General features: G+C 49.5%; 1 protein-coding gene. It reads right to left on the bottom strand.

The window, feature by feature from the left end:
• Positions 1 to 473: IS5 family transposase (locus tag AB4517_RS22830; protein ID WP_372150034.1), on the bottom strand; the 473-nt coding region annotated here is incomplete at both ends.

Raw genomic sequence — 473 nt, 5'->3', positions numbered from 1 at the left:
ATACCGCTCTTTCCAATACCTATTTGAGCCGTATAATTTCTGGCAACCCACGGCGAGATTTCGAGGGTGACCACGCTCCCAGAAGGCTGCCCCTTCTCTTAGGGGAATAAGCGCAATGGCTCCCTTCATCTTAATAGCAGCGTGACACGCTCTCGTGTCGTAAGCGCCATCACCAGACACCTCAAGGATACTTCGGCGTGTTTGTTTCAGTAAGTTCGGGAGTACTTCGCCATCTGTAACCGTCGATAAACTTAGCTCGGCGGCAATGATCTCATGAGTGTTGGTATCGACGGCAATATGAAGCTTTCGCCAGACTCTACGCTTGCCATCCGTACCGTGTTTTTTGACTTTCCATTCACCTTCGCCATAAACCTTAAGGCCAGTTGCATCAATGGCTAGGTGTTGTATCGCTCCTCTCGTTTTAGTCTTAAATGAGACCTCAACTTGCTTGGCCCTACGACTGATGCAGGTGT

Source organism: Vibrio sp. 10N.222.52.C3, from assembly GCF_041474195.1.
GTDB classification, from domain to species: domain Bacteria; phylum Pseudomonadota; class Gammaproteobacteria; order Enterobacterales; family Vibrionaceae; genus Vibrio; species Vibrio crassostreae_C.
Note: the sequence above shows the minus strand (reverse complement) of the source record. Positions and strands in the feature narration are given on the sequence as shown.